The 18,768-nt window shown below is 71.9% G+C and carries 18 protein-coding genes; 11 read left to right on the plus strand and 7 right to left on the minus strand.

Annotated features, from left to right (window positions below; translation table 11 throughout):
• Window positions 1–20 precede the first annotated feature (20 nt).
• The gene (locus tag OU416_RS07975; protein ID WP_270926200.1) at window positions 21–707 is read right to left on the minus strand and encodes a dienelactone hydrolase family protein; all 687 of its coding nucleotides are present in this window, start codon (window positions 705–707) and stop codon (window positions 21–23) included.
• Window positions 708–927: 220 nt separating this feature from the next.
• On the opposite strand from OU416_RS07975, the gene OU416_RS07980 reads away from it, so the two are divergent.
• The 3 genes from OU416_RS07980 to OU416_RS07990 are packed head-to-tail and all read left to right on the plus strand — an operon-like array spanning window position 928 to window position 3,897.
• A complete protein-coding gene (locus OU416_RS07980; protein WP_270926201.1) occupies window positions 928–2,061 on the plus strand; it encodes a DUF418 domain-containing protein in 1,134 nt (377 codons plus the stop codon).
• A 13-nt stretch (window positions 2,062–2,074) separates the two neighbouring features.
• Window positions 2,075–3,271 (plus strand): sensor histidine kinase, encoded by a 1,197-nt coding sequence (locus OU416_RS07985; RefSeq protein ID WP_270926202.1) that lies wholly within the window; start codon window positions 2,075–2,077, stop codon window positions 3,269–3,271.
• Entirely contained in the window at window positions 3,268–3,897 is a 630-nt protein-coding gene (locus tag OU416_RS07990; RefSeq protein ID WP_270926203.1) for a response regulator, read from the plus strand. Before OU416_RS07985 ends, OU416_RS07990 begins: the two co-directional genes overlap by 4 nt.
• Window positions 3,898–3,903: 6 nt before the next feature.
• On the opposite strand, the gene OU416_RS07995 is transcribed toward OU416_RS07990, so the two are convergent.
• The 3 genes from OU416_RS07995 to OU416_RS08005 form a co-directional block, all read right to left on the minus strand.
• Window positions 3,904–4,992: a J domain-containing protein gene (locus OU416_RS07995; RefSeq protein WP_270926204.1), complete on the minus strand. Its 1,089-nt coding sequence runs from the start codon at window positions 4,990–4,992 to the stop codon at window positions 3,904–3,906.
• Window positions 4,993–5,444: 452 nt separating this feature from the next.
• The gene (locus OU416_RS08000) at window positions 5,445–5,840 is read right to left on the minus strand and encodes a YciI family protein (RefSeq protein WP_270926205.1); all 396 of its coding nucleotides are present in this window, start codon (window positions 5,838–5,840) and stop codon (window positions 5,445–5,447) included.
• Window positions 5,841–5,859: 19 nt separating this feature from the next.
• Window positions 5,860–6,237 carry a VOC family protein gene (locus OU416_RS08005; protein WP_270926206.1) on the minus strand — a complete coding sequence of 126 codons (378 nt, stop codon included), beginning with the start codon at window positions 6,235–6,237 and terminating at the stop codon, window positions 5,860–5,862.
• Between the two features lie 224 nt (window positions 6,238–6,461).
• On the opposite strand from OU416_RS08005, the gene OU416_RS08010 reads away from it, so the two are divergent.
• Window positions 6,462–8,075 (plus strand): MFS transporter, encoded by a 1,614-nt coding sequence (locus tag OU416_RS08010; protein WP_270926207.1) that lies wholly within the window; start codon window positions 6,462–6,464, stop codon window positions 8,073–8,075.
• On the opposite strand, the gene OU416_RS08015 is transcribed toward OU416_RS08010, so the two are convergent.
• Both OU416_RS08015 and OU416_RS08020 read right to left on the minus strand, forming a co-directional pair.
• Window positions 8,072–9,322 carry an RNA polymerase sigma factor gene (locus tag OU416_RS08015; protein WP_270926709.1) on the minus strand — a complete coding sequence of 417 codons (1,251 nt, stop codon included), beginning with the start codon at window positions 9,320–9,322 and terminating at the stop codon, window positions 8,072–8,074. The genes OU416_RS08010 and OU416_RS08015 overlap by 4 nt on opposite strands.
• 109 nt (window positions 9,323–9,431) lie before the next feature.
• A complete protein-coding gene (locus tag OU416_RS08020) occupies window positions 9,432–9,842 on the minus strand; it encodes a VOC family protein (protein ID WP_270926208.1) in 411 nt (136 codons plus the stop codon).
• Between the two features lie 81 nt (window positions 9,843–9,923).
• Here OU416_RS08020 and OU416_RS08025 point away from each other — a divergent pair, with 81 nt between their 5' ends.
• From OU416_RS08025 to OU416_RS08055, 7 genes are all read left to right on the plus strand, one after another.
• On the plus strand, window positions 9,924–10,514 hold the full coding sequence (locus OU416_RS08025; RefSeq protein WP_270926209.1) for a TetR/AcrR family transcriptional regulator: 591 nt from the start codon (window positions 9,924–9,926) through the stop codon (window positions 10,512–10,514).
• A gap of 49 nt (window positions 10,515–10,563) precedes the next feature.
• Complete coding sequence (locus OU416_RS08030; protein WP_270926210.1) at window positions 10,564–11,043, plus strand: cation:proton antiporter regulatory subunit; 480 nt, start codon at window positions 10,564–10,566, stop codon at window positions 11,041–11,043.
• A 6-nt stretch (window positions 11,044–11,049) separates the two neighbouring features.
• On the plus strand, window positions 11,050–12,198 hold the full coding sequence (locus OU416_RS08035) for a cation:proton antiporter (RefSeq protein ID WP_270926211.1): 1,149 nt from the start codon (window positions 11,050–11,052) through the stop codon (window positions 12,196–12,198).
• A gap of 258 nt (window positions 12,199–12,456) precedes the next feature.
• Complete coding sequence (locus OU416_RS08040) at window positions 12,457–13,908, plus strand: amino acid permease (RefSeq protein WP_270926212.1); 1,452 nt, start codon at window positions 12,457–12,459, stop codon at window positions 13,906–13,908.
• Window positions 13,909–14,061: 153 nt separating this feature from the next.
• Window positions 14,062–16,239, plus strand: a complete 2,178-nt coding sequence (helR, locus tag OU416_RS08045; RefSeq protein WP_270926213.1) for an RNA polymerase recycling motor ATPase HelR — start codon at window positions 14,062–14,064, stop codon at window positions 16,237–16,239.
• Window positions 16,240–16,271: 32 nt separating this feature from the next.
• Window positions 16,272–16,988: a Mut7-C RNAse domain-containing protein gene (locus OU416_RS08050; protein WP_270926214.1), complete on the plus strand. Its 717-nt coding sequence runs from the start codon at window positions 16,272–16,274 to the stop codon at window positions 16,986–16,988.
• Window positions 16,989–17,059: 71 nt separating this feature from the next.
• Window positions 17,060–17,869 (plus strand): right-handed parallel beta-helix repeat-containing protein, encoded by an 810-nt coding sequence (locus OU416_RS08055; protein ID WP_270926215.1) that lies wholly within the window; start codon window positions 17,060–17,062, stop codon window positions 17,867–17,869.
• Between the two features lie 55 nt (window positions 17,870–17,924).
• Here OU416_RS08055 and OU416_RS08060 read toward each other — a convergent pair whose 3' ends face one another.
• On the minus strand, window positions 17,925–18,710 hold the full coding sequence (locus OU416_RS08060; protein WP_270926216.1) for an SDR family NAD(P)-dependent oxidoreductase: 786 nt from the start codon (window positions 18,708–18,710) through the stop codon (window positions 17,925–17,927).
• Window positions 18,711–18,768: the final 58 nt, after the last annotated feature.

Genomic DNA, 18,768 nt, shown 5'->3' on the forward strand with positions numbered 1-18,768 from the left:
GGTGCGAGGAGTGGGCTCGGTCAGGTGAGGTGGCGGCGGAGGAAGTCGAGGGTTCGCGGCCAGGCCGTGCGGGCCGATTCCTCGTGGTACGCGGCCGGGTTCTGGTCGTTGAAGAAGGCGTGGCCCGCCGGGTAGAAGTAGATCTGCGGGCGGACCGGGGACTGCTGCTGGACCTTGTCGCGCAGCTCGCCGACCGCGTCCACGCTGATCGTGCGGTCGTACTCGCCGAAGTGGCACAGCATCGGCGCGGTGAGGCCGGAGAAGTCGGTCTCGACCACCGACGGCAGGCCGTAGAACGGCACCACCGCGCCGACCCGCTCGCCCTGCTGCGCGCCCAGCACGATCGCGAACTTCCCGCCCATGCAGAACCCGACCGCGCCGACCGACGAACCGCTCACCTGCTCGTGCCCCAGCAGGAAGTCGACCGCACCGGCGAGGTCGCGGGCCGCACGCTCCACCGGCAGCTCCTGCATCAGCCGCGCGGCTTCCTTCCCGTCGTGCGTGGTGCGCCCGCCGTAGAGGTCCGGGGCCAGCGCGACGAATCCCTCCGCCGCCAGCCGGTCCACCACGTCCGCGACGTGATCGGTCAGCCCCCACCACTCCTGGATCACCACCACGCCGGGGCCGCTGCCGGACGGCGTCGCCAGGTAGCCGTGCGCGGTGCGCCCGTTGCTGGGGAAGCTGACGTTCTGGTGCGGATTGGTCACCGTGGCACTCCTCTGACCGGACCTCTGCCGACCGGCACATGGTCGCGCCGGACCGGCCTGATCGCACGTGCGTCCCCCAGGTCAAGATCAACACCGTAGCCGGGCCGGAACAGCCCGCGCATCGACCAACCGGTGGATGCGGTGGATGCGGCGGTGGAGCTCCCGGAACCGACCGGTCCGCCGATTCCGGGCGATCCCGCCTGCGAGCATCGTCGGAGCCATGTCTTCTCCCCTGACCGGCACGAGCCCGGTCCACCAGGAACGAGCGCTCGCCCCGGACCTCGCCCGCGGCGCGATGCTCGCGCTGATCGCACTGGTCAACTCCGCGATCTACCTCTACGACCGCCCGTACGGCCTGAAGCAGCACATCGTCGAGCACGGGCTGCTGGACCGCATCACCAGCGCGCTGCTGACGGTTCTCGCCGACGGGCGCGCCTACCCGATGTTCGCCGCCCTGTTCGCCGCCGGTGCGGTGCAGGTGTTGCAGCGCTCCGGGCCCCGGGTCCTGCGCCGGAGGTGCTGGTGGATGCTGGCGTTCGGGCTGGTCCACGCGGTGCTGCTGTTCCCCGGCGATGTCCTGGGCCTCTACGCGGTGGTGGGCTTCGCGATCGCCGCGTCGACCCGGATCCGGGAGCGCACCCTGCTGATCGCCGCCGGGTGCTGGCTGGTGGTCGTGGCCGTGGTCCAGGGCGCCGTCTACGCGACGGCGCCGGTCGGTGAGCAGCGGTCCTTCTTCTGGTCCTTCGCGGTCGAGTCACCGCTGGAGGCGGTCGCGCTCCGCCCGCTGGAATGGCTGATGACGCCGTTCGGGATGCTCGGCGTGGTGAGCGCGGCGCTCGTCGGCATCTGCATCGGGCGGCGCGGCTTGCTGACGAATCCGGCGCGGTACCACCGCGAGCTGGTCCGGGTCGGCTTCGGCGGGCTCGGCATCGCGGTGCTGGGCGGGTTGCCGATGGGGCTGGCCGTCGGCGGGTTCTGGGTGCCGGGGAGCACCGCTGCGGTGTGGGCGGCATCGGCGGTGCACGCGGTCACCGGCGTCGCCGGTGGCCTCGGGTTCGCAGCGCTGATCGGGCTGCTGGCGCTGCGGCTGGATGCCCGGCGTGGCCCGGTGATCCGGGCGATCAGCGCCTGCGGGCAGCGTTCGCTGAGCTGCTACCTGTTCCAGTCCTCGGTGTTCGTGGCGCTGCTGCTGCCCTTCACGCTGGGCCTGGGCGCGACGTTGAGCTCCACCGAGGTCGCGCTGCTGGCGCTGGGCACCTGGCTGGTCTCGGTGCTGCTGGCCGAAATCCTGCGGCGCGCGGGCAAACCCGGCCCGGCGGAGGCATTGCTGCGCCGTCTGGTTCACCGGTCCTGACAGACTGAGCGGCGTGACGTCGGTGGAGGAGCAGCGGGGCATCCAGCGGGAGCAGAGCTGGAACAGGGTGTGGGCGCTCGCGCCGTTCGGGCTGCTCGGGCTGGCCACCGCCGTGTCGCTGTCCGACGCGGCGGGCTGGCAGCACCGGCTGATCACGCTGGTCCTCGCGGCCGGGCTCGCGGTGTGGCACTGGTGGTTCGTGGTGGCGCACCCGCAGTGGTGGGAGCGCCGGACCTGGCTGATGGCCCTGTACTTCGCCGGGCTGCTGGCGACCACCGTGGTCCTGGTGGATCGCAGCAGCGGTTTCCAGCTCTTCGTGCCCGCCTGCTACGTGCTCGCGTTCGTCACGCTGCCCGGCTGGTCGGCCTACCTCGGCGTGGTGGCCACCAGCGGGATCTGGCTGCTGGCGCCCGGGACGGACGTGCCGGTGACGCTGGGCAACCTGGCGACCGCCACCCCGCTGGCCGCGCTGATCGGCTGGTCGATCCGGGCGATGGAGCGCGAAGCGATCCGGCGGCGCGAGGTCAACAGCCGGCTGGTCGCGGTGGCGGCCGAGAACGCCCGGCTGCACCAGGTGCTGGTCGAGCGGGCCAAAGCCACCGGGATGGCCGAGGAACGCGCTCGGATGGCCCGCGAGATCCACGACACCGTGGCGCAGGGGCTGACCGGCATCGTCACCCAGCTCGAAGCCGCCGAGGAGCTCTCCCCCGCCGATCCGGTCCGCGAGCGGCTCGGCAAGGCCCGGCAGCTCGCGCGCACCAGCCTGGTCGAGGTCCGCCGCTCGATCGAAGCCCTGCGCCCGGGCCCGCTGGAGAACGCCCGGCTCGTCGAAGCGATCGCGGACACCGCGGCGTCGTGGCGCGAACAGCACGGTGTGCCAACGGAGTTCACCGTGACCGGCACGCCGCACCCGGCACCGCCGGAGGCCGAGGTGGCGGTGCTGCGCGCGGCGCAGGAGGCGCTGTCCAACATCGGCAGGCACGCGCGGGCCGAGCGGGTCGACGTCACGCTGTCCTACATGGACGGTCTGGTGGTGCTGGACGTGCGCGACGACGGGACCGGGTTCGACGTCGGGGCGGTTTCCGGGTTCGGGCTGACCGCCTTGCGCGAGCGGGTGGGCAGGCTGGCCGGTTCCGTGGAGATCGAGTCGGCGCCGGGCGCGGGCACCGCGCTCAGCATCGCGATCCCGGTGGGAGAGGTGGCCGGATGAACCGGTGGAAGCTGGTGGTCGTCGACGATCACCCGGTGGTGCGCGACGGGCTGCGCGCGATGCTCGGCACGCAACCGGATTTCGAGGTGGTCGGCGAAGCGGCCAGCGGTGCCGAAGCGCTGGCGGTGGTGGCCGCGGCGAACCCCGACGTGGTGCTGACCGATCTGCGGATGCCCGATCCCAGCGGCGCCGAGCTGATCCGGCTGCTGCGGGAGCGGGCCGCGACCGCGCGGGTGCTGGTGCTGACCACGCACGACACCGATTCCGACGTGCTGCCCGCGATCGCGGCAGGCGCCATCGGCTACCTGCTCAAGGACACCCCGCGCGAAGAGCTGTTCCGGGCGGTGCGAGCCGCGGTGCGCGACGAGTCGGTCCTCTCGCCGCCGGTCGCCGCCAGGCTGCTCAGCAACGTCCGCCCGGCGGCACCCGCGAACACCGCGCTGAGCGCCCGCGAGCGCGAGATCGTCGGGCTCCTCGCGCGCGGCCGGACCAACCGGGAGCTGGCCGCCGACCTGCACATCAGCGTGGCGACGGTGAAGACGCACCTGCTGCACGTCTACGCCAAGCTCGGCGTGCCGGACCGCGCCGCCGCGGTGGCCGCCGCCTACGAGCGGGGCCTGCTGTGACCGCCGTCAGTCGGCGATGACCTGGTCGAGCAGGGTGGTGAAGGCCTCGCGGTCCACGGTGGCCGGATCCTGCGCCAGCCAGCTGCCGATCTCGCGGACGAACTGCGCCGGGGTCATCGGCGAGACCTGCCCGTCCTGCTCCACGGTGGTCACCTCACCGGAGCGGCTGGGGTAGATCAGCACCGCGCCGCGCACCTCGACACCGGGCAGCACGTCCTCGAAGGCCTCGACGCCTTCCACCAGGCGGGTCGCACCGCCGCGGAAGGGGTGGCCGTTGCGCCACAGCGTGCCTTCCTCGTCGGCCGTGTAGTGGCCGGGCAGCCAGGCCTTGGACTCCACCAGCACCAGCCGCCGCCCGCACAGCACCGCGTGGTCGACGTCCTCGAAAACCGAGTCGGGCCAGGCCAGTCCGTGGAACACCCGCACCCCGGGCAGCCGGGTGAGGTACTTGGCGCACAGTTCGGCGGTCAGCTGCTGCGCGCGCTCCTCCGGATCGGTGCTGCCGCGCAGCCCGAAGATCCGGCTGCTGTCGTACTCCGCCGCGAAGGACCGGTCGGCGCGGTGCGCGCGAATGTGCCTGCGCAGCAGCACGAGGATCACTGCGCCGGAGGCCACCAGCAGCGCCAGCCAACCGGCCAGCAGCGCCGCGGTCAGCTCGACGGCCAGCCCGGCCAGCAGCAGCAACGACCAGCCGCCGACCAACGCGAGGGTGGGGGCGCGCTCCGGCCCGGTCATCGGCAGGTAGCGGATGCGCGCGTCCGGGTCGATGCCGTCCCACCACGCGATGTCGTCCAGGCGCAGCCGGGGCAACCGCGGCACGTAGTTCGGGTCGTCGCCGAAGTTCCGGCGTCGGCGGCGCGCGGCCGGCTGCGGGCGGCTCGGCTGCTGCTCCTGCTCGCCACCGCCGTCGTAGTGGGCGCGGCGCACCGGGTCGTTGAGGGTTTCGTAAGCCTCCTGCAACAACCGGAACGTTCCCGCGGTGCCGCCGACGTCGGGGTGCATGGTGCGGGCCAGCGTCCGGTACGCGGACTTGATCTCGGAGGCGGTCGCATCGCGATGCACGCCGAGCAGCTCGTAATAGTCGACCCCGCGCACGGTCCTCCCCGCCTCCCACTGCTGCGCGGTCATGATAGGGCTTGCGTCGCGGACAAGATCAACCGCGGTGGTCTGTTTCGTCGGCTTCGCGCGCGCCCGCCGATCACGGTGCCCGCAGCGGGCACCGACCGCACCCCGAACGCGAAAAAACCCGCTGACCTTCGGGTCAGCGGGCTCTTCCACGCGGGCGGCCGAGACGGCTGGGCCGTCCCTCCCTTTTGACCACCCGGAACAGCCGGGCGCGGTTCTCGGTGGCGCCTCGAACCGGCTCGGCTAGCTGAGCGGTGCAACGCCGGGGTCCGCGGACCGGAGCAGGGAGATCACTCCGGCCGACTCGCCCGGCACCGCCAAGTCCGTCGTCGGCGGGCGGAAACGCCCACCGGTGCCGAACTCCACCTTAGCGGATGCCGCACCCCGCACGGGGCGGACGTGACCAACAGCTCGCGCCGCGGTCACACGTCCTGGCCGGAAGCCTCCATCATCGGGCGCACTTCCACCGCGGCGAACCGCGCGTCGGGGATCCGCGCGGCGATCTCGCTCGCCCGCTCCATGCTGTCGCAGTCGACCACGAGGTAACCGGCCAGCTGTTCCTTGGTCTCGATGTACGGGCCGTCGGTCGCCGCGAGCGCACCGTCGCGGACCCGGACCGTCCTGGCGGTGAGCGGGTCGGCCAGCGCCTCGCCGCCGACGAACTCGCCCGATTCGACGATCTCCTCGTGCATCGCCTCGGCCTGCCGGGCCAGCTCGGCGCGCTCCTCCGCCGGCAGCGCGAGGAAGTCCGGGTTCCGCAGGAACATCGGGTGCTCCCAGTTCTCCGGGTTGCTGTAGATCAGCAGCAGGTACTTCACGTTCGGCTCCTCACTCCGGTCATTCGCTGCCCGCCAGGCCGATCAGGTTGCCCTCCGGGTCGGTGAACTGCGCGACCACGAAGTCGCCGCCGGGCGCCGTGACCGGCCCCAGCACGCGCTTGCCGCCCAGGCTCTCCGCCTTCGCCAGCGCTTCCTCGACCTTCGGCACGCCGATGTAGACGAGAACCGCGTTCTCGCGGCCCGCCCCGCCGCCGACGCCGCCGTTGATCCCGCCGGTGGTGCTGCCGTCGACGAACCCGTACCGGCCCGGCGCGGACACCTCCTCGCTGAGCGCGTCGCCCACGTGGAACTGCCAGCCGAACAGCTCGCCGTAGTAGTCGTGGAGCTTCTCCGGGTTCTTCCCGATGATCTCGAAGTGCACCACGGGACTTCCCATGACCGTTCCTCTCCGCGCCGCGGACCGGCGCTGACCGGGCGCTCGTCCGGCGCCTCTCGACCATAGGTCGGAGCCGCCGGGCGGACTTCGACGTCGACGCGCGGGCGAATTCGGTTCACCCGGCACGTCGAGATGCCCCGCCCCGCTCCGACCTCTGTTCCGAGACGCCGACCGGGACGGCCGCGCTACCGCCCGTCCCCCACGACCTTCGGAAGGTACCGCTCATGGATACGACGGAAGCGCCCGCGCCCGGCCGCGAAGCCGGGCGGCGGGAGTGGATCGGTCTGGTCGTGCTGGCCCTGCCCACGCTGCTGCTGTCGCTCGACTTCAGCGTGATCTACCTGGCGATCCCGCACCTGAGCAGCGAGCTCGGGGCGACCAGCACGCAGCAGCTCTGGATCGCCGACAGCTACGGGTTCATGGTGGCCGGTTTCCTGATCGCGATGGGCACCCTGGGCGACCGCATCGGGAGGCGCAAGCTCCTGCTGATCGGCGCCGCCCTGTTCGGCCTGGCCTCGGTCTTCGCCGCCTTCTCGGCCTCCGCGGAGATGCTGATCGTGGCGCGGGCCGCGATGGGCGTCGCCGGAGCGACGCTGATGCCCTCGACGCTCGCGCTGATCAGCACCATGTTCCAGGACCCGAGGCAGGCCGGGTTCGCCATCGCCGCCTGGATGGCCTGCTTCATGGGCGGCATGGCGATCGGCCCCGCCATCGGAGGGGTGCTGCTGAACAGCTTCTGGTGGGGCTCGGTGTTCCTGCTGGGCGTCCCGGTGATGCTCCTGCTGCTGGTGGTCGGCCCCGGTGTGCTGCCCGAGCACCGCGATCCCGGCGCGGGACGCTTGGACCTGGTCAGCGTGGTGCTGTCCCTGCTGGCCGTCCTGCCCGCCGTCCACTTCCTCAAGGAGGTGGCCAAGAGCGGGATCGCGCTGCTGCCGGGCATCGCCGCGGTGGTCGGCCTGGTATTCGCGACGCTCTTCCTGCTCCGGCAGCGCGCGCTGACCACGCCGCTGGTGGACCTGAGCCTGTTCCGCCACCGCACCTTCAGCGCCGCGCTGCTCATCGGCCTGCTGGTGCCCGCGCTGCAGGGCGGGACGTACTTCCTGGTCGTCCAGCACCTGCAGAACGTCGAGGGTCTGCCACCGATGACCGCCGGGCTGTGGCTGGTGCCGTCGACGCTGATCATGGTCGGCTCGGTCCTGCTGGCACCGATGATCTCGCGCCGGATCCGCCCGGCGTACGTGATCGCGGCCGGCCTGGTGGTCGGCGCGATCGGGTACGCCATCATCGCCCGGATCGACGGGCCCGGGCAGCTGGACCAGCTGTGGGCCGGCTACTCGATCATGGTGCTGGGCGTGGGCATGCCCTCCGGTCTGGGCACCGCGCTGGTGCTCGGAGCCGCCCCGCCGGAGCGCGTCGGATCGGCCTCGTCCATCTCGGAGGCGGGTGGTGAGTTCGGCATGGCGATGGGCGTGGCGGTGCTCGGCAGCCTCGCCACCCAGGTGTATCGCGACGAGCTGACCGGGGCTGTGCCCGCCGGCCTGCCCGCCGACGCCTCGGCGGCGGCCACCGACAGCATCACGGCCGCGGTTCCGGCAGCGCAACGGCTGCCGGGGCCGCTCGGGGACGAGCTGCTGCGGACGGTCCGGGACTGCTTCACGGCCGGGCTGAACACGGTCTCGGCCGTCTCCGGGGTGCTGTTCGCCTGCCTCGCGGTGTTCTGCGTCGCGACGCTGCGCGGCATCCCCGCGGCGAACGAATCCGAGCCGGAAACCGTTGGTGCTGCGGCAGAAATGCCCGTCGAGCCGACGTCGACCGGTGAACCTCCGCAGTTGCGCTAGGACCGCTGGTCCTCGGGCAGCTGCGCGGCCCGCCTCCGGAGGTAGCGCTGCTCGGGCAGGCTCGTGGTCAGGCGGGCGGCCAGCAGGTAGGAGGCCCGGGCAGCTGCGAGGTCACCGGCCATCTCCAGCAGGTGCGCCCGCACCGCGTGCAGCCGGTGGTGCTCGGCGAGCCTCCCGTCGGCGCTCAGCGGTTCCAGCAGCGCCAGCCCGGCGTCCGGGCCGTGCACCATCGCGGCGGCGACCGCACGGCTGAGGGTGGCCACCGGGTTCGGGGCGAGCTTCTCCAGGAGCTCGTAGAGCGCCAGGACCTGCTGCCAGTCGGTGTCCTCGGCGCGGGCCGCTTCGGCGTGCACGGCGGCGATCGCCGCCTGGATCTGGTACGGACCGAGCGGCGCACGGGTCAAGGTGCCGGTGATCAGCTCGACGCCCTCGGCGATGAGCGCCTGGTCCCACTCGCCGCGGTCCTGCTCGGCCAGCGGGATGAGCTCGTCGTCGGGTCCGGTGCGGGCGTGGCGGCGCGACTCGCACAGCAGCATGAGCGAGAGCAGGCCGCAGACCTCGCCGTCCTGGGGCAGCAGGCCGTGCACGAGGCGCGCCAGCCGGATGGCCTCCCCGGTCAGCTCGGCGCGCTGCAGGTCGGGCCCGGACGTCGTCGTGTAGCCCTCGTTGAAGATCAAGTACAGCACGTGCAGGACGGCGCGCAGCCGCTCTTCCCGCTCGTCGCCGGGCGGCAGGCCGAACCGGGCGCCGGTGGCCTTGATCCGCTGCTTGGCCCGGCTGATGCGCTGCCCCATCGTCGGTTCCGGGACCAGGAACGCCCGCGCGATCTGCGCGGTGCTCAGACCGCCGACCGCGCGCAGCGTCAACGCCACCTGCGATGCCGGGGACAACTCGGGGTGGCAGCACAGGAAGAGCAGGGTGAGCGTGTCGTCGTCGCTGTGCGCATCGGCGTCGGCGGGCGGGGCGAGGTGCTCGTCGGGCAGGGCCATCGACGCGGCGCTGGTCTCGCGCCGCTTGCGGGCCTGCTCGCTGCGGAGCTGGTCGACCATCCGCCGGGACGCGACGGTGATCAACCAGTTGAGCGGGTTCGCCGGAACGCCCTGCTCCGGCCACTGCGTGGCGGCAGCGAGCAGCGCTTCCTGCACCGCGTCCTCGGCGATGTCGACGTGCCCGTGGTGCCGCACGAGCGCGACGAGCACCTTCGGCGCCGAGCGGCGCAGGAGGTCGGCAACACCGGCGTCCGTGATCACATCTCCTGCTCGGGTCGCGTGCCGGGTCCCGGCGGCCGCCGGGACGGGACTCCCACATTTGACCACGCGGTGCCGCCCCGAGGCCGCCGTCCGCCCTGGATCCCGATCAGGCGTACTGGCCGGCGAACTCCTCCGTCGGCGCGATGGGCGTGATGACGTCGATCAGGACGCCGTTCGGGTCGGACACGATGAAGTGCCGCTGCCCGAAGTCCTCGCTGCGCAGTTCGAGCTCGGCCGAGAGCCCGCCGCGGACGACCAGCCGGTCCCACTCCGCGTCGACGTCGGCCACCTCGAAGTTGAGCAGCACGCCCTGCGCGTTCTCGCGGTATGCGGCGGGCAGCGTGGGGTGCGTGCCGTCGAGCAGCGCGAGCTCGTGAGACGGCGGTCCGGGCCGCCGCAGGCTCACGTACCAGTCGGCCTCGAACGTCGTCTCGAACCCCAGCAGCCCGGTGTAGAAGTCGCGGGACTCCTGCAGCCGCGCCGTGCAGAGGACCGGGTAGAAGCTGGTCAGCATCATGTTGATCTCCGTTGGCATACCGTTGGTAGGCGAAACATATTTGGCGTACCATCGGTATGTCAACACGGGGTGAGGAGCACGATGGCCGACGGCATCAGGGCGCAGCAGCGCGAGCAGACCCGGCGAACGCTGCTGCGGGAGAGCAGGAAGCTGTTCGCGACCAAGGGTTACGGCGCGGTGGGCCTCTCGGAGATCGTGCGCACCGCAGGAGTCACCAAAGGCGCGCTGTACCACCACTTCGACAGCAAGGCCGAGCTCTTCCGCGCGGTGCTGGAACAGGTCCAGCACGAAGTCGCGGAGCAGGTGGCGGCCACCGCCGACGCCGAAACCGACCCGTGGGCCCAGCTCACCGCGGGCTGCCGGGCGTTCCTGACCGCGAGCACCGGCGCCGACGTGCAGCGGATCATGCTCGTCGACGGCCCCGCCGTGCTGGGCTGGACCGAGTGGCGCGCGCTGGACGAGGCCTCGTCGGCCCACCACCTCACCGAGGCGCTGACCGCGCTGATCGAGGCGGGCGTGATCACGCACCAGCCGGTGGCGCCGCTGGCCCACCTGCTCTCCGGCGCCATGAACGAGGCGGCGCTGTGGCTCGCGGTGTCCGGCCACCCCGGCGATCTGGACGACACCTGGGCAGCCCTGGCGCGGATGCTGGAATCGCTGCGCGCCCCATGAGCCCGGCATTGGGCCAGCAGGTGGGCGATGGCGGAGCGAGGATGGGCGCATGGACGTCACCGAAGTACTGCTTCCCGGTGTCGGACTGCGCTACGAGTTCACCACCGCCGACGGCCAGTGGATAGGCGTGGTCGCGCGACGGCTCGGCGACTTCGAGTTCGTCGCCTATCCCGACGCCGACCCCGACGAGGTCCGGGTGCTGTTCCGGCTCACCGCTGAAGAGGCCGAGGCGGTCATCGAGATCCTCGGCGCCCCGCGCATCGCCGAGCGGTTCGCCGACCTGACCCGCGAAGTCCCGGGGCTCAGTTCCGGTCAGGTCGAGGTCACCGCCGGCTCGCCGTTCGACGGGCGCACCCTCGGCGAGACCCGGGCCAGGACGCGAACCGGCGCGTCGATCGTGGCGGTGGTCCGCGGCGAGGACGTCATCGCTTCGCCGCTGCCGAGCCAGTCGCTGCGGGCAGGCGACATCCTCGTGGTGATCGGCACCCAGCAGGGCATCACCGGGGTGGAACACATCCTCGCGGGGTGAACCGCCGTGCACACGTCGGTCGCTCTGCTGCTGGAGCTGGGGCTCGTGCTGATCGTGCTCGGCGCAGCGGGCACGGTGACGCGGCGCTTCGGTGTGTCGCCGATCCCGCTCTACCTGCTGGTGGGACTGGCGGTGGGCGAAGGCGGCATCGCCCCGCTGCCCGCCGCCGGGGACTTCGTGGAGCTGGGGGCCTCGATCGGGATGGTGCTGCTGCTGTTGTCACTGGGCCTGGAGTTCTCCATCGAGGAGTTCACCGCGACGCTGCCCAAGCACGTGCCCTCCGGTGCGGTGGACCTGGTGTTCAACGCCGCACCCGGAGCGCTGGCGGGATGGCTGCTCGGGCTGGACGCCACCGGGATCGTGGCGCTGGCCGGGGTGACGTGGGTGTCGTCGTCGACGATCGTGTCCCGGTTGCTGGACGACCTGCACCGCCTCGGCAACCGCGAAACCCCGGGGGTGCTGTCGGTCCTGCTGCTGGAGGACTTCGCGATGGCGGTGTACCTGCCGGTCCTGGCGGTGCTGGCCGTCGGCGGCACGGTCCTGCACCTCGTGGCCAGCGTCGCGGTCGCGGTGGGCGTGCTGCTGGTCGCGCTGGCGGCGTCGCACCGCTGGGGACACCGGGTCGGGCATCTGGTGGACGACCGCGACACCGAGCAGCTTCTGCTCCGGATCGTGGGCCTGGCGCTGGTCGTGGCGGCGTTCGCCGAGCTCGCGGGCACCTCGGCGGCTGTCGGCGCCTTCCTGGTCGGCCTGGCATTGACCGGTCCGCTGGCCGATCGGGTGCGGATCCTGGTCGCCCCGCTGCGCGACCTGTTCGCGGCGGCGTTCTTCCTCGCGATCGGCATGTCGGTAGCACCGTCGTCGCTGCTGCCGCTGCTGCCGGTGACATTCGCGCTGGCCGTGGTGACGGCGCTGACCAAGATCGCCACCGGCTGGTTCGCGGCGGCCCGCAGCGGAGCGGGCAGGCGCGGCCGGCTGCGGGCGGGCAGCGTGCTGATCGTCCGCGGGGAGTTCTCGATCGTCATCGTCGGTCTGGTGGCGTTCCAGGGCGGGCTGATCGGGCCGCTGGTCACCGGCTACGTCCTCATCCTGGCCATCGCGGGTCCACTGGTCGCCTGGTGGGTCAGCCCGCCTGCCACCAGGCGAGCACGCTGAGCACCGCAGCGCGAACGAGGCCATTCGGGCCGTGCGCTGGCACACATTCGGGCGATCCGGAAATGAGCGGTCGGCACTTTACGACAGACGAAGAATTTGCCGTGCTCGGGCTCGTTGACGACGATATTTGCCGTCAATAGAGTTCGGCCGCAACGCGAACGGCAATTCGACGGCCCCGGTTCCGCGCCGCGGAAACCGGTGCTTCACCATCTTTCCCGCTGCGAACAACGATCGTCGGAAGTCCTCAGGGGAGCACGCATGTCCGGTTCCGCGCCCACCACCGCGCCCGCCTCCGGCTGGGGCCGGGTGATGCGGCGCAAACCGGTCGGCCAGCTCAACGCCGAGAGCGGCGCCGACAGCGGCGGCAGCGAGCTGCGGCGATCGCTGGGCGTGTTCCGGCTGACCATGATCGGCGTGGGCTCCACGGTCGGCACCGGGATCTTCATCGTGCTCAACGAGGCGGTGCCCAAGGCCGGGCCCGCGGTGGTCGTGTCGTTCGTGCTGGCCGCCATCACCGCGGCCCTCACCGCGCTCTGCTACGCCGAGCTCGCCTCCACCATCCCGGTGTCCGGCGCGTCCTACACCTACGCCTACGCCACGCTGGGCGAGCTGATCGCCTTCATCGTCGGGGCGTGCCTGCTGCTGGAGTACGGGGTGGCGGCCTCAGCGGTGGCCGTCGGCTGGGGCGAGTACCTCAACGCACTGCTCGGCGACGTCACCGGGTGGCAGCTCCCCGCCGAGTTCAGCGCCCCGCCCGGCGAGGGCGGGATCCTGAACGTGCCCGCCGCCGTGCTGGTCACCGCCTGCTGCCTGCTGCTGGTGCGCGGCGCGAAGGAGTCCGCGACGATCAACGCGATCACGGTGTGCATCAAGCTCGCCGTGCTGCTGCTGTTCGTCGCCGTGGCCTTCACCGCGTTCAACGCCGAGAACGCCCAGCCCTTCGCCCCGTTCGGCGCGGCCGGGGTCGGCGCCGCCGCCTCCATGGTGTTCTTCTCCTACATCGGCATGGACACCGTCTCCACCGCGGGCGAGGAGGTGCGCAACCCGCGCCGGACGCTGCCGCTGGCGCTGTTCTGGTGCGTCGTGATCGTCACCTCCATCTACCTGCTGGTGGCCGTCGCGGGCATCGGCGCGCAGCCCTGGCAGCAGTTCGAGGGCCAGCAGGCGGGCCTGGCGGCGATCCTGGGCGACCTGACCGGTTCCGGCTGGCCGGCGATCGTGCTCGCCGCCGGTGGTGTCGTGTCGATCTTCGGCGTCACGCTGACCACGATCTACGGCCAGACCCGGATCCTGTTCTCGATGGGCCGCGACGGCATGGTCCCGAAGGTCTTCCACACCGTGCACCCGCGCCGCCGCACCCCGGTGCACAACACGCTGATCGTCTCGCTGTTCGTCGGCCTGCTGGCGGCGGTGGTGCCGCTGAACACGCTGGCGAACCTGACCAGCATGGGCACCCTGGTGGCGTTCACCGTCGTCTCCGCGGGCGTGGTGATCCTCCGCCGCACCCGCCCGGACCTCGACCGCGGGTTCCGCGCCCCGGGCGGCCCGGTGGTCCCAGCGCTGAGCATCGCGGCCTGCCTCTACCTGATCTCCCAGCTCCCGTGGAGCACCTACCTGATGTTCGCGATCTGGCTGGCGCTGGCCCTCACCCTGTACTTCACCTACAGCATCAAGCACAGCACCCTGGCCACCGGCGAACCTCGCGCGTAGCAGATCCCCGGCGACCGCGGCACCCGCGGTCGCCGGGCGGGCCGAGTTTGGAAAAACCCCGAATCAGTGGGAAAATAGAAAGTCGGCGTGTCCACCACCATCCAATGGGGACTCCGCCGAACCTGGTGTCAGGATAGCCGCTGTGAGGGGCAAGTGTCAAATCAGGGGTACGAAGAAGAACTTCGGTCCGAGCGCGAATACGTGGCTCTGCTCTACGCGCGGCTCGACGCCGAACGCGCGCGGGTGAACGGCGAGTACCGCACCGCACTGCGGGATCACGGCGGGACCGCCGTGGAGCGGGACGTCGAAGTGCGCGCTCTCGCCCGGGAGGCGAAGCGGCTGGCCGTGGCGGACAACGGGCTGTGCTTCGGCCGGCTGGACAGCATCTCCGGTGAGCGGTCGCACATCGGCCGGATCGGCATCTTCGACGAGGACGACGGCTACGAGCCGATGCTGCTCGACTGGCGAGCGCCCGCCGCCCGGCCGTTCTACACCGCCACCGGCGCGAACCCGGAGAACATGCGGCGGCGCAGGCAGTTCCACGCGCGCGGGCGCGAGCTCACCGGCTTCACCGACGAGGTGCTCGGCCGTCCCGGCGGTGACGCGCAGGGCGATGCGGCGCTGCTCGCGGCGGTCAACGCGCCGCGCGGCGAGGGAATGCGCGACATCGTGGCGACGATCCAGGCCGAGCAGGACGAGATCATCCGGCTCGACCACCCCGGGGTGCTGGTCATCGAAGGCGGTCCGGGCACCGGGAAGACCGTGGTCGCCCTGCACCGCGTCGCCTACCTGCTCTACACCCAGCGGGAGCGCATGGAGCGCCACGGCGTGCTCGTGGTCGGGCCGAATCCGGCGTTCCTGAACCACATCGGCCGCGTGCTGCCGTCGCTGGGCGAGTCCGACGTGGTGTTCATGACCACCGGTGATCTCGTGCCCGGCAAGCACGTCACCGCGGAGGACCCGCCGGAGGTCGCGCGGATCAAGGGCTCGCTGAAGATCCTGGACGTGCTCGCGGCGGCCATCGCCGACCGGCAGCGGCTGCCGGAGCAGCCGGTGCCGATCGAGCTGCAGGACGTCGCGGTGCGGATCGACGCCGAGACCGCGGAGTGGGCCAGGCAGGAGGCGCGCGACAGCGGCCTGCCGCACAACGAGGCCCGCGCGGTGTTCACCGAGATCGTGACCTACGTGCTCACCGAGCGGGCCATCGCCCGGATCGGCAGGGGCTGGCTGACCAGGGCGGACAAGGAGGCCTGGGAGCAGCTGCGGGGCGATCTGCTCAAGGAGCTGGCGGAGGACGAGGCGTTCACCACCGCGCTCGACGAGCTCTGGCCCGTGCTGACGCCCGAATCGCTGCTGGCGTCGCTGTACAGCTCCCCCGAGCGGTTGCGCGCCGCCGGGGCCGATCAGGCGCTGCTGCGCGCCGACGGCGATGCCTGGACGGTCTCGGACGTGCCGCTGCTCGACGAGCTGGTCGACCTGCTGGGCCGCGACAAGTCCGCCGACCGGCAGGCCGACCGGGAGCGCGCCCGGGAGGCCGAGTACGCCGAGGGCGTCATGGAGATCCTCAGCTTCGAGCGCCACGACATGATGGACGACGAGGACCACCTGCTCGCCCAGGACCTGATCGGCGCCGCGGACCTGGCCGACCGCTTCGGCCAGCGCGACACCCGCGACCTCGCCGAGCGCGCCGCCGCGGACCGCGACTGGACCTACCGGCACGTCGTGGTCGACGAGGCCCAGGAACTGTCCGAAATGGACTGGCGAGTGCTGATGCGGCGCTGCCCGAACCGGTCGTTCACGGTGGTCGGCGACCTCGCCCAGCGCCGGTCGGAGGCCGGGGCGAGGTCCTGGGGCGCGATGCTGGAGCCGTACGTGCCGGGCCGCTGGGTCTACCGGTCGCTGACGGTGAACTACCGGACGCCCGCCGAGATCATGGCGGTGGCCGGGGCGGTGCTCGCCGAGTTCGCGCCGGAGGTCGCGCCGCCGGACTCGGTCCGCGCGTGCGGCGTCCGCCCGTGGTCCAGGCTCGTCACCGCCGACGAGCTGCCCGCCGCGATCGAGGAGTTCACCCGCGAGGAAGCCGACCACGAGGGCACCTGCGTGGTGATCGGCCCGCCGGACGTGCCGGGCACCGTGCCCGCGTCGGAGACCAAGGGCCTGGAGTACGACGCCGTCCTGGTCGTGGAGCCCGAGCGCATCCTCGCCGACGGCCCGCGCGGAGCGGCGGAGCTCTACGTCTCCCTGACCCGCGCCACGCAGCGCCTCGGCGTGCTCCACCAGGGCCCGCTGCCGCAGTCCCTGGCCGGCCTCGCCGAGGCCGAGCGCGTGTAGCGGGAGCGGCCGCACCGGCCGACCATGTGCGCATGGCAGCCACGCTTCACGTGCGCATCGCCGCGGAGCTGCGGTTCTTCGCAGCTCCGCGGCACCGGGGCGGGACGGCCGAGGTGCCCTGCGACGGGACGGCGACCACCGGGCACGTCGCCGAGTCGCTGGGCGTGCCGTTGACCGAGGTCGGCGCGCTGCTCGTCGACGGCGTGCCGCGCTCCCCCGCCCACCAGCCGCGTGCCGGGTCGACGCTGGAGATCCGCCCGGTCGAGCGGCCGCAGGACCTCCCGCCGCGGTTCCTGCTCGACGTGCACCTGGGCAAGCTCGCCCGGCGTCTGCGGCTGGTGGGCGTGGACGCGGCGTACCGCAACGATGCCGCCGACGACGAGCTGATCGCGGAGGCCGAACGCGAGCACCGGGTCCTGCTCACCCAGGACCGGGGCCTGCTGCAACGGCGAGCGCTGTGGGCCGGCGCCTACGTGCGCGGATCCGACCCGGCCCGGCAGCTGGTGGACGTCGTCGAGCGGTTCGCACCACCGCTGGCGCCGTGGACGCGCTGCACCGCGTGCAACGGCCCGCTGATCGCGGTGCCGAAGCAGGACGTCCTGGCGGAGATCGAACCTGGAACGCGCCGCCACTACGACGAATACGCGCGCTGCGGCGACTGCGGCCGCGTGTACTGGCGAGGCGCGCACGCCCGGCGGATCGCCGCGATCATCCGGGCGGCACGCCTCGCCCACCCGGGGACCGCCTGAAACCACTTCGCGGTGCGCCGTGCGCTGGTAGCTTGTGCCGACGAGACCGGCTTACCGCGCAGCGAGGATTCATGCCCCGGAAACTCCGCGTAGCACCTGGCCAGCGCAGCGCGTTCACGACGATCCGCGAAGCGCTGGAAACCGCCGGGCGCAGTGCGGTCATCTCCATCGCTCCCGGCGACTACCCGGAGCCCCTCAGCATCCGGCGCAAGGAGATCACCCTCACCGCGGTCGAACCCGGCACCGTCGAGACCGCCGGGATATCGGTGGAAGATTCCACAGTGGAGCTCGCAGGGCTGGTGGTTCGCTCGGCGCGGAAGCCGGCCATCGAGATCTCCGGCGGAGAGGCGAGGATCTTCAGCTGTTCGGCATCGGCGGGAACCGGAACCGGCGTGGTGGTCCGCAACGACGCCGACGCGACCATCCGCGACACCGACATCGCGGACTCGCGCAACGGGATCCTGATCACCGGCGACAAGTTCGTGCGGAGGCGTCCTGGAGTGACGGTGGAGGGCTGCTCCGTCCGCCACGTCGCCGAAGATGCCATCACGGTGCGCCACGGCGCGAGCGCGCTGTTCCGCCTCTGCACCGTCGAGCACGCGGGTGGCCGCGGAATCCACCTCGACGGCGCCTACAACGTGGCCGTCGAGCAGTGCGAGGTCACGCGTTGCACGGGAACCGGGATCGAAGTCCGCTCCGCGCAGATCACGCTCCACGAGTGCTGGGTGCACGACATGGACGGCATCGGCATCGTCTGGGGCGATCAGTCCAGCGGCGTCATCGGCCCGTACCTGGTGGAGAACACGGCCGCACCTGGAGTTCTGCGGGAGTTCCAGTGGCAGGGGCAGAGCCAGGTCCCCACGCCCAGCCGGGTGAGCTGACGGCAGATCGCCTCGCGGTGGGACAGCTCAGCGATTTCGAGCGTCCCAGGCGACGTCAGAAGTGGGTTCCGCCGTCGATGCGGATCTCGGTGCCGGTGATGAACTTTCCGTCCTCGGAAGCGAGCATGGCCACGACCGATGCGACGGTCTCCGGAGCGGCGAAGCCGTCGCCGATGGCCGGGCTCAGCTTCGCGAACAGGGACATGTCGGCGTCCTCGGGCAGGCCCGGGCCGACGCTCGACCTGCTGGCGCCGCTGCCGTCGGTCATGCCCGAGGAGATGGAGCCGGGTTGCACCGCGGTGAAGCGGATGCCGCGCTTGGCGTACTCGGCGGCGAGGGCGTGCGTCATGGACTGGATGCCGCCCTTGCTCGCCGCGTAGGCCGCCATGTACGGGTGCGCGAAGGCCGCCGAGGTGGAGCTGAAGTTGACCACCGCGGAGCCGTTGCCCGCCAGCAGCGCCGGGATGGCTTCGCGGATCACCAGGAAGGTGCCCACCAGGTTCACCGAGAGGATCTCGGTGAAGTCCGCGAGAGGCATCTCGTGGCTGTGCGCGGACCGCAGGATCCCGGCCGCGTTGACCAGGACGTCCAGGCCGCCGAGCGCGGTGACGGCCTCCGCGACGACGGTCTTGACCGACTCCTCGTCGGAGACGTCGAGCACGAGCGCGGTGAGCCGGTCGGCGTCCGCACCGGCCTTCCGTCCCGTGTCGGCCAGGCCCAGTTCGCTGATGTCCGCCGCCGCGACGCTGCCGCCTTCGGCCAGCACGCGGAGCACGGTCGCCTGACCGATGCCCGAGCCGGCCCCGGTGATGAGCGCGCGTCGGCCTTCGTAGCGCTTCATGTCCCGCTCCACGTCTTCGTCGTGACCGGACGGCGCGGAGGAAGTCCTCCGCGCCGCG

Source organism: Saccharopolyspora indica (genome assembly GCF_027853965.1).
Taxonomy (GTDB): Bacteria; Actinomycetota; Actinomycetes; order Mycobacteriales; family Pseudonocardiaceae; genus Saccharopolyspora; species Saccharopolyspora indica.